The sequence below is a fragment of the Streptomyces sp. SID5910 genome, assembly GCF_009862125.1.
In the GTDB taxonomy this organism is placed as follows: domain Bacteria; phylum Actinomycetota; class Actinomycetes; order Streptomycetales; family Streptomycetaceae; genus Streptomyces.
The window spans coordinates 1-8,902 of the sequence record NZ_WWHX01000205.1; the positions used below are offsets into that span (position 1 = coordinate 1).

7 protein-coding genes are annotated in these 8,902 nt (G+C 72.5%); 5 read left to right on the forward strand and 2 right to left on the reverse strand.

What is annotated here, in order from left to right; all coding sequences use genetic code 11:
* Window positions 1-357: 357 nt before the first annotated feature.
* Entirely contained in the window at window positions 358-1,821 is a 1,464-nt protein-coding gene (locus GTW67_RS07315) for a cytosine permease (RefSeq protein WP_161163987.1), read from the reverse strand.
* A 174-nt stretch (window positions 1,822-1,995) separates the two neighbouring features.
* Between GTW67_RS07315 and ftsY the strand changes: the two genes are divergently transcribed.
* Complete coding sequence (gene ftsY, locus GTW67_RS07320) at window positions 1,996-3,210, forward strand: signal recognition particle-docking protein FtsY (protein ID WP_161163988.1); 1,215 nt, start codon at window positions 1,996-1,998, stop codon at window positions 3,208-3,210.
* Between the two features lie 115 nt (window positions 3,211-3,325).
* Here the strand turns inward: ftsY and GTW67_RS07325 are convergent, their stop codons facing one another.
* The gene (locus tag GTW67_RS07325) at window positions 3,326-3,997 is read right to left on the reverse strand and encodes a bifunctional DNA primase/polymerase (protein WP_161163989.1); all 672 of its coding nucleotides are present in this window, start codon (window positions 3,995-3,997) and stop codon (window positions 3,326-3,328) included.
* A gap of 446 nt (window positions 3,998-4,443) precedes the next feature.
* Here GTW67_RS07325 and nsdA point away from each other — a divergent pair, with 446 nt between their 5' ends.
* The 4 genes from nsdA to GTW67_RS07345 all read left to right on the forward strand — a co-directional run.
* Window positions 4,444-5,931, forward strand: coding sequence for a transcriptional repressor NsdA (gene nsdA / locus GTW67_RS07330; protein WP_161163990.1), 1,488 nt, complete (start codon window positions 4,444-4,446; stop codon window positions 5,929-5,931).
* Between the two features lie 313 nt (window positions 5,932-6,244).
* Window positions 6,245-7,588 carry an ammonium transporter gene (locus GTW67_RS07335; protein ID WP_161163991.1) on the forward strand — a complete coding sequence of 448 codons (1,344 nt, stop codon included), beginning with the start codon at window positions 6,245-6,247 and terminating at the stop codon, window positions 7,586-7,588.
* A complete protein-coding gene (locus GTW67_RS07340; protein WP_019328769.1) occupies window positions 7,585-7,923 on the forward strand; it encodes a P-II family nitrogen regulator in 339 nt (112 codons plus the stop codon). Before GTW67_RS07335 ends, GTW67_RS07340 begins: the two co-directional genes overlap by 4 nt.
* A 28-nt stretch (window positions 7,924-7,951) precedes the next feature.
* On the forward strand, window positions 7,952-8,902 hold a 951-nt coding region (locus GTW67_RS07345), incomplete at its 3' end, for a [protein-PII] uridylyltransferase family protein (protein ID WP_346010588.1).

Sequence of the window (8,902 nt, forward strand, 5' to 3'; positions counted from 1 at the left end):
GGCGGGCCGGGGCGGCGGGGCGCCGCGGAGGCGGGCGGGGCCGCGGAGGCGGCGGGAGTGGGGGGCGAGTTGGGGGGCGTTCGGACTTGCGTAAGGGCTCGCGGGGCGGCGTGCGCCGCTGTTCGGCGGCTCTGGTCGGTGACGGGGCGGCGCGACCGCTCGCCAGGCCCGGTCCGTGGTCCGTCTACGGGCTACGGGGGCCAAGAGGGCACCGAGGAGCGGCACCAGCCCGTGCATCCGGGCGTCGGCGCGTGGCGCCCGGATGCACGGCGTCCCGCGGTCCCGCCCCCGCTGACCACGCGAAACGTCCCCCTCCGCCCGGCCGGGCGAAGGGGGACGTGTGGGGGAGCGTGACGGTCAGACGGTCAGCGCGTCGGCCTGCTCGGGCTGCTGCCCGGCCCCCTCGGCGGACGCCGCCGGGACGGCCACCGCCGGCTTCGGCAGGACGACGTACAGCAGGCCGGAGATGACGACCGTGGCGACCCAGCCGAGGCCGTACTCGCCGATGACGTTGTTCGCCGCGAGCGGGCCCGTGAACCAGTCGGACGTCGTGAACATCAGGCCCGCGGCCAGACCCACCGCCCACGCGGCGACGGCGGCGGGGGAGAAGCCGCCCCGGTACCAGTAGGCGCTGGTGCGACCGGTGTCGGCCAGGGCCTCACCGTCGTACTCCTTGCGGCGCAGCATGTCCGCGCCGAAGACGCCGACCCAGGCGGAGAAGGCGACCGCGAGCAGCGACAGGAAGGCGATGAAGGAGCCCATGAAGCTGGTCGCCACCAGCATCAGCACGCCGCCGAAGACCAGTGAGATCACGGCGTTCACCGAGACCGCCCAGTGCCGCGGGATCTTGAAGCCGAGGGTCTGCGCGGTGAAACCGGCCGAGTACATCGACATCGAGTTGATCAGCAGCATGCCGATCAGCGCGATCAGCAGGTACGGCACGGCTATCCAGGTCGGCAGGATCTCGCCGAGGAAGGAGACCGGGTCGCTGGCGGAGGCCAGGTCCGGCGTGGAGACCGCCATGACCATCCCCATCAGCACCATCGGCAGCACGACGATGCCCGCGCCGCCGACCGTGACACCCACGATGCCCTTCGAGGAGGCGGTGCGCGGCAGGTACCGCGTGAAGTCCGGCGCGGACGGGATCCAGCTCACGCCGCCCGCCGCGATCAGCCCCACGCCGGTGATCATCGCGGCCACCGAGCCGGCGGACCGGTCGAACACCGCGGACCAGTCGGTGTCGACGACCAGGTAACCCAGCACCAGCACGGAGAAGACGCCGAAGAGGTACGCCGCGTACTTGTTGCACTTCTGCACGGCGTTGATGCCCAGCCCCGAGATCGCGAACGTCGCGACGACGAAGACCAGCAGCGTCACGATGTCCAGCACGCTGTTGGCCTTGATGCCGAACACGATGTCCAGCACGGTCAGCACGGCGTAGGCACCGGTCACCGCGTTGATCGTCTCCCAGCCCCAGCGGGCGACCCAGATCAGCGCACCGGGCAGCAGATTGCCCCGCTGGCCGAAGACCGCCCGGGACAGCGCCATGCCGGGGGCGCCGCCGCGCTTGCCGGCGATGCCGATCAGGCCCACCAGCCCGTACGACACCACGGGCGCGGCGGCCGCGACAACCAGCGCCTGCCAGAAGTTGAGGTGGTACGCCACGACGAGGCTCGCGCCCATCGTGAGCAGCAGCACGCTGATGTTGGCGCCGACCCAGGTCGGGAAGAGCTCGCGGGTCCGGGCGGTGCGCTCGTGGTCGGGCACCTGCTCGATGCCGCGCGTTTCCAGGGCGCCTTCAGTCTCGGCGGTCTTGCTCATGTGGGGGGTCCGTGCCTCGATCGTGGGGAAGAGGATGCGTTCGGGACTCTACGCGCGTTGACGCGGCCTCTTCCATCGTACTTTGGTCCGACTCCTTCCTTCCAGGGGCCTTTGTCCTTTGGAGGAAGTCACAAGCGGGTGTCCCGAGAGCCCATGACTGATACTGGACGGGTTATGGAAATCGTCATCCTTGCTGTAGTCATCGCCGTGGTCGTGATCGGCGCGCTCGGCGGGCTGGTCGTGGGCAGCCGCCGCAAGAAGCAGCTGCCTCCGCCGCCCCCGTCGACGCCCGACATCACCGCCCCTCCGGCCGAGCCGCACGTCGGCGACGAGGCCGAGACGCCGCGCGACGAAACGCGCCGGACGATAGAGGAGGTCGACCTCCCGGACGGCGGCACCGCGCCCGTCGGTGTCGAGGAGCCGCCCGTCGTCGAAGAGCTCGAGATCCCGCAGATCGAGGTTCCCGAGCCCACCGCCGGCCGACTGGTCCGGCTCCGTGCCCGCCTCTCCCGTTCGCAGAACGCCCTCGGGCAGGGCTTGCTCACCCTGCTCTCCCGCGAGCACCTCGACGAGGACACCTGGGAGGAGATCGAGGACACGCTGCTCACCGCGGACGTCGGCGTGCTGCCCACCCAGGAGCTGGTCGAGCGGCTGCGCGAGCGTGTGAAGGTGCTCGGCACCCGCACGCCCGAGGAGCTGCGCGGCCTGCTGCGCGAAGAGCTGATCACGCTGGTCGGCCCCGACATGGACCGCGAGGTCAAGACCGAGCCCGCCACCGGCAAGCCCGGCATCGTGATGGTCGTCGGCGTCAACGGCACCGGCAAGACCACCACCACCGGCAAGCTCGCCCGGGTCCTGATCGCCGACGGCCGCAGCGTCGTCCTCGGTGCCGCCGACACCTTCCGTGCCGCCGCCGCCGACCAGCTCCAGACCTGGGGCGAGCGGGTCGGCGCCCACACCGTGCGCGGCCCGGAGGCCGGCGACCCCGCCTCCGTCGCCTTCGACGCGGTCAAGGAGGGCAAGGACGTCGGCGCCGACGTCGTGCTCATCGACACCGCCGGCCGCCTGCACACCAAGACCGGCCTCATGGACGAGCTCGGCAAGGTCAAGCGCGTGGTGGAGAAGCAGGCCCCGCTGGACGAGGTGCTGCTGGTCCTCGACGCCACCACCGGCCAGAACGGCCTGATCCAGGCCCGCGTCTTCGCCGAGGTGGTCAACATCACCGGCATCGTGCTCACCAAGCTGGACGGCACGGCCAAGGGCGGCATCGTCGTCGCCGTGCAGCGCGAGCTGGGCGTGCCGGTCAAGCTGATCGGGCTCGGCGAGGGCGCCGACGACCTGGCGCCGTTCGAGCCGGCGGCGTTCGTGGACGCGCTCATCGGCGAGTGACGTCCCGCCGGCCCGATGCCGGTACGCGCGCGAAGAAGCGCCCGCCCCCGAGGTGCAGTCGGGGACGGGCGCTTCGCCGTGCCGGGCGGGGGCCGGAGCCGGAGGACCGGCCGGCCTACGCCCGGGAGCGGTGGGCCACGTACGCCAGCGTGCCCAGCAGCAGGCGCGCCGCCGGCGGCTTCGTCGCCGAGTCGAGGGCCGGCGGGCGCAGCCAGCGCACCGGGCCGAGGCCGCCCCGGTCGGAGGGCGGCGCCGTGACGTGCGTACCGGGGCCGAGGCCGCGCAGGTCGAGTGCGGCCGGGTCGTCCCAGCCCATGCGGTAGAGCAGCCGGGGCAGCTCGGCGGCGGCGCCGGGGGCGACGAGGAAGTGGGCGCGGCCCTCGGGGGTCGCCGCGACCGGGCCGAGGGGCAGGCCCATGCGCTCCAGCCGCGCCAGCGCCCGGCGCCCTGCGGCCTCGGCCACCTCGATCACGTCGAACGTCCGCCCCACCGGCAGCATCACCGCGGCGCCCGGGAACTCGGCCCAGGCCGCGCTCGCCTCGTCCAGCGTCGACCCGGCCGGCAGCTCGGGCGCGAAGTCCAGCGGATGCGCGCCCGGCGCCGGGCAGTCGGGCCGGCCGCAGGAGCAGGCGCCCGCGGCGGCCCGCGCCCCCGGCACCACGTCCCAGCCCCACAGTCCCGTGAACTCCGCCACGGCGGTGGCCTCCGTCGTCCGGCCGCGGCGGCGCGTGCCGGACCGGACGTCGCGCATGTTCCGACTGGTCCCGATGCCGATCGTGAAGCCCATGCCCCCTCCAACGGGTCCGACGCAGCGACGGTTACGCAGCGGACGTGATGCGTGACTCTCTGTTTCCCACTCCCCGGGTCCGGCGCGGTTCAGGCAGCGCCCCGAAGCACTCCGGGTGGTGCGCCCGGCGGCGCACGCCCCGCCGAGCACCGTTGCACCGTCTGCGGATCGGCCTATGTCAAGTGAATCGTGCGCAGGCCACCGGTAGTTCATTCGAAGGGGTGGCGAATGGTGGCGATTCCCGAATCACCGTGGCAGGGCCCGTGATCGTAGGATTACTTTGTGTGCATGGAGCCTTGGGGCACATGCACTTGTGGGTATGCCGGAGGCAACTCGGTTCTCCGTTCGAAGGGTGGCGTACGCCGGACGGAGGGCCCCGGGCACCGGCATGCTGATAAGGCTTGGCGCACTCGGCGACAGGTGGTCTCAGGGATGGGGGCGTTCCAGTGAGCGGCAACGGCGAAGGCGGCACGAGCGCGGGAAGCGCGACGCACGCTGACAAGCGCCCCAACGAGCTGCTCACCTCGTGGTTCGCGCGCAGCGGCTGGTCCAAGGGCGAGCTCGCCCGGCAGGTCAACCGCCGCGCCCGCCAGCTCGGCGCCAACCACATCTCCACGGACACCTCGCGCGTGCGCCGCTGGCTCGACGGCGAGAACCCGCGCGAACCGATCCCGCGGATCCTGTCCGAGCTGTTCTCCGAGCGCTTCGGCGTCGTCGTCTCCGTCGAGGACCTGGGCCTGCGCACCACGCGCCCGTCGCCCTCCGCGACCGGCGTCGACCTGCCCTGGACGGGCCCGCAGACCGTGGCCCTGCTCAGCGAGTTCTCGCGCAGCGACCTGATGCTGGCGCGGCGCGGCTTCCTCGGCAGCTCGCTGGCCCTCTCGGCGGGCCCGTCCCTCATCGAGCCGATGCAGCGCTGGCTCGTCCCCTCGCCCTCGTCCTCCGGGCGCGAGTCCGCACCCTCCGCGGGCAGCCGCGGCCGGCTGTCCCGGCCGGAGCTGGAGCTGCTGGAGTCCACCGCCGTGATGTTCCGCCGCTGGGACGCCCAGTGCGGCGGCGGCCTGCGCCGCAAGGCGGTCGTCGGCCAGCTGCACGAGGTGACCGACCTCCTCCAGGAACCCCAGACGGAGACCACCCGCGCCAAGCTGTTCAAGGTCGCCGCCGAGCTCGCCGAACTGGCCGGCTGGATGTCGTACGACGTCGGACTCCAGCCGACCGCGCAGAAGTACTTCGTCCTCGCCCTGCACGCCGCCAAGGAGGCCGGCGACCGGCCGCTCGGCTCGTACATCCTCTCCAGCATGAGCCGCCAGATGATCCACCTCGGCCGGCCCGACGACGCCCTGGAGCTCATCCACCTGGCGCAGTACGGCAGCCGGGACTGCGCCAGCCCGCGCACCCAGTCGATGCTGTACGCGATGGAGGCCCGCGCCTACGCCAACATGGGACAGCCCGGCCGCTGCAAGCGGGCCGTGCGCATGGCCGAGGACACCTTCACCGAGGCCGACGAGTGGGACGAGCCGGACCCCGACTGGATCCGCTTCTTCTCCGAGGCCGAGCTGTACGGCGAGAACAGCCACTCCTTCCGCGACCTCGCCTACGTCGCCGGCCGCAGCCCCGCCTACGCCTCCCTGGCCGAGCCGCTGATGCGGCGGGCCGTGGAGCTCTTCTCCGAGGACGACGAGCACCAGCGTTCCTACGCGCTCAACGTGATCGGCATGGCCACCGTGCACCTGCTGCGGCGCGAGCCCGAGGAGAGCACCGTCCTCGCCACCGAGGCCATGGCCATCGCCAAGAAGGTCCGCTCCGAACGCGTCAACACCCGCATCCGCAAGACCGTCGACACGGCCGTACGCGATTTCGGCGATCTGGCCGAGGTCACCGACCTCACCGCACGGCTCGCCGCCGAACTGCCCGAGACCGCCGAAGCGGTCTGACCGCCCGCAGACCCCGGCCGCGGCCGGCCCTCCCGAACTGCCCGACTCGGCTCCCCCATGCCAGGTCACTCGGAAGGCCGCCCGCGGCCGGCTTGCGTCATCGGCAGGTTCCGGGACCGTCGACGGCCTGCCCGGCCCCGACCCGGCAGTTCATCCGCGCGTAACACGCACCGCACCTTCGTCACGGCGGCGAAACAACGTGGGGCGCCCAACGAAACGGCGCTGCGCCAATCTCATGGCGCATAACCGGCCCACCCCTCATTGCCGCTCAGGCTTCGCCCGCACGGGGCCGTACAACGACGAGGAGACGCCGATGGCTCCAGCCATCACGCTCGCCGCGGAGACACAGCTCTCCGCCGCCAACACGGGCTTCATGCTCATCTGCTCCGCCCTGGTGATGCTCATGACCCCGGCCCTCGCCTTCTTCTATGGAGGCATGGTCCGCGTCAAGAGCACCCTGAACATGCTGATGATGAGCTTCATCAGCCTCGGCATCGTCACCGTGCTGTGGGTGCTGTACGGCTTCTCCATGGCGTTCGGCACGGACTCCGGCAGCGTCGTCGGCTGGAACTCCGACTGGGTCGGCCTCAGCAACATCGGCCTGACCGAGCTGTGGGACGGCTACACCATCCCCGTCTTCGTCTTCCTGGTCTTCCAGCTGATGTTCGCCGTCCTCACGCCCGCGCTCATCAGCGGCGCCCTCGCGGACCGCGTCAAGTTCACGGCCTGGGCGCTGTTCATCGCCCTGTGGGCCACCGTCGTCTACTTCCCCGTCGCCCACTGGGTGTGGGGCGCGGGCGGCTGGGCCTTCGAGCTGGGCGTGATCGACTTCGCCGGCGGCACGGCCGTGCACATCAACGCCGGTGCCGCGGCGCTCGGCGTGATCCTCGTGATCGGCAAGCGGGTCGGCTTCAAGAAGGACCCGATGCGCCCGCACAGCCTGCCGCTGGTCATGCTCGGCGCCGGCCTGCTGTGGTTCGGCTGGTTCGGCTTCAACGCCGGCTCGTGGCTCGGCAACGACGACGGCGTCGGCGCGCTGATGTTCGTCAACACCCAGGTCGCCACCGCCGCCGCCATGCTGGCCTGGCTCGCCTACGAGAAGATCCGCCACGGCGCCTTCACCACGCTGGGCGCGGCCTCCGGTGCCGTCGCGGGCCTGGTCGCCATCACCCCGGCGGGCGGCGCGGTCTCCCCGCTCGGCGCCATCGCCGTGGGTGCCATCGCCGGTGTGCTGTGCGCCATGGCCGTCGGCCTGAAGTACCGGTTCAACTACGACGACTCCCTCGACGTCGTCGGCGTCCACCTCGTCGGCGGCATCGCCGGCTCCCTGCTCGTCGGCCTCTTCGCCAGCGGCAAGGGCCAGTCCGACGTCCAGGGCCTGTTCTACGGCGGCGGCCTCGACCAGTTCTGGAAGCAGTGCGCCGGTGTCTTCGCCGTCCTCGCCTACTCTCTGGTCGTCTCCGCGGTCCTGGCGTTCGCCCTGGACAAGACGATCGGCATGCGGGTCCCCGAGGACGACGAGGTGGCCGGCATCGACCAGGCCGAGCACGCCGAGACCGCATACGACTTCAGCGGCGCCGGCGGCGGCGCCGCCCGGACCGCCGGACCGGCCGCCACCGCGGCCGCGCAGGCCCCGAGCAAGAAGGTGGACGCATGAAGCTCATCACCGCGGTCGTCAAGCCGCACCGGCTCGACGAGATCAAGGAGGCCCTCCAGGCCTTCGGGGTCCACGGGCTCACCGTCACCGAGGCCAGCGGCTATGGCCGCCAGCGCGGCCACACCGAGGTCTACCGCGGCGCCGAGTACACCGTCGACCTGGTACCGAAGATCCGGATCGAGGTACTGGTCGAGGACGACGACGCCGAGCAGCTGATCGAGGTCGTCGTCAAGGCCGCCCGCACCGGCAAGATCGGCGACGGGAAGGTCTGGTCGGTCCCGGTCGACACGGCCGTACGGGTCCGCACCGGCGAGCGCGGCCCCGACGCGCTCTGAACCAGGACGACGGAACAGGAGCCGCCGGGTGACGCACACGGAGCCGACCAACGCAGCAGAGCACTCGGGACCCGGCGGTTACGCGGCGGCCCGGCTGCGCCTCCTCACCGAGGGGGCGCGGTCCGGGCCGCCGCGCCGTGCGGCCCTCGCCTCACTGACCGACGACTGGCTCGCGGGCCTCTTCGGCGCGGGCACCGAGGGCCACACCGGGGTGTCGCTCGTCGCGGTCGGCGGCTACGGGCGCGGCGAGCTGTCCCCGCGCAGCGACCTCGACCTGCTCCTGCTGCACGACGGCGGCGACGACAAGGCGGTCGCCGCCCTCGCCGACCGCCTTTGGTACCCCGTCTGGGACCTGGGCCTCGCCCTCGACCACTCCGTACGCACCCCCCAGGAGGCCCGGAAGACGGCCGGCGAGGACCTGAAGGTCCACCTGGGCCTCCTGGACGCCCGCCATCTCGCCGGCGACCTGGGACTGACCGCCTCCCTGCGCACCGCCGTCCTCGCCGACTGGCGCAACCAGGCACCCGGGCGCCTCCCCGAGCTGCGCGAACTCTGCGCCGAGCGCGCCGAACGCCAAGGCGAGTTGCAGTACCTCCTCGAACCCGACCTCAAGGAGGCCCGCGGCGGGCTGCGCGACGCCACCGCCCTGCGCGCCGTCGCCGCCTCCTGGCTCGCCGACGCCCCGCGCGAGGGCCTCGCCGACGCCCGGCGCCGCCTGCTCGACGTACGCGACGCGCTCCACCTGGTCACGGGCCGGGCGACCGACCGGCTGGCCCTCCAGGAACAGGACCAGGTGGCGGCCGAGCTGGGCCTCCTGGACGCCGACGCCCTGCTGCGCCAGGTGTACGAGGCGGCCCGCGTCATCTCGTACGCCGGTGACGTCACCTGGCGGGAGGTGGGGCGCGTGATCCGGTCGCGCTCCGTGCGGCCCCGCCTGCGCGCCATGCTGGGCGGCGGCAAGCAGGCCGCCGAGCGCAGC

What these genes read in the sequence shown, in the direction of transcription:
- GTW67_RS07315 (WP_161163987.1), bottom strand. Translation starts at nt 1,821, where the DNA reads ATGAGCAAGACCGCCGAGACTGAAGGCGCCCTGGAAACGCGCGGCATC.
- ftsY (WP_161163988.1), top strand. Translation starts at nt 1,996, where the DNA reads ATGGAAATCGTCATCCTTGCTGTAGTCATCGCCGTGGTCGTGATCGGC.
- GTW67_RS07325 (WP_161163989.1), bottom strand. Translation starts at nt 3,997, where the DNA reads ATGGGCTTCACGATCGGCATCGGGACCAGTCGGAACATGCGCGACGTC.
- GTW67_RS07335 (WP_161163991.1), top strand. Translation starts at nt 6,245, where the DNA reads ATGGCTCCAGCCATCACGCTCGCCGCGGAGACACAGCTCTCCGCCGCC.
- GTW67_RS07340 (WP_019328769.1), top strand. Translation starts at nt 7,585, where the DNA reads ATGAAGCTCATCACCGCGGTCGTCAAGCCGCACCGGCTCGACGAGATC.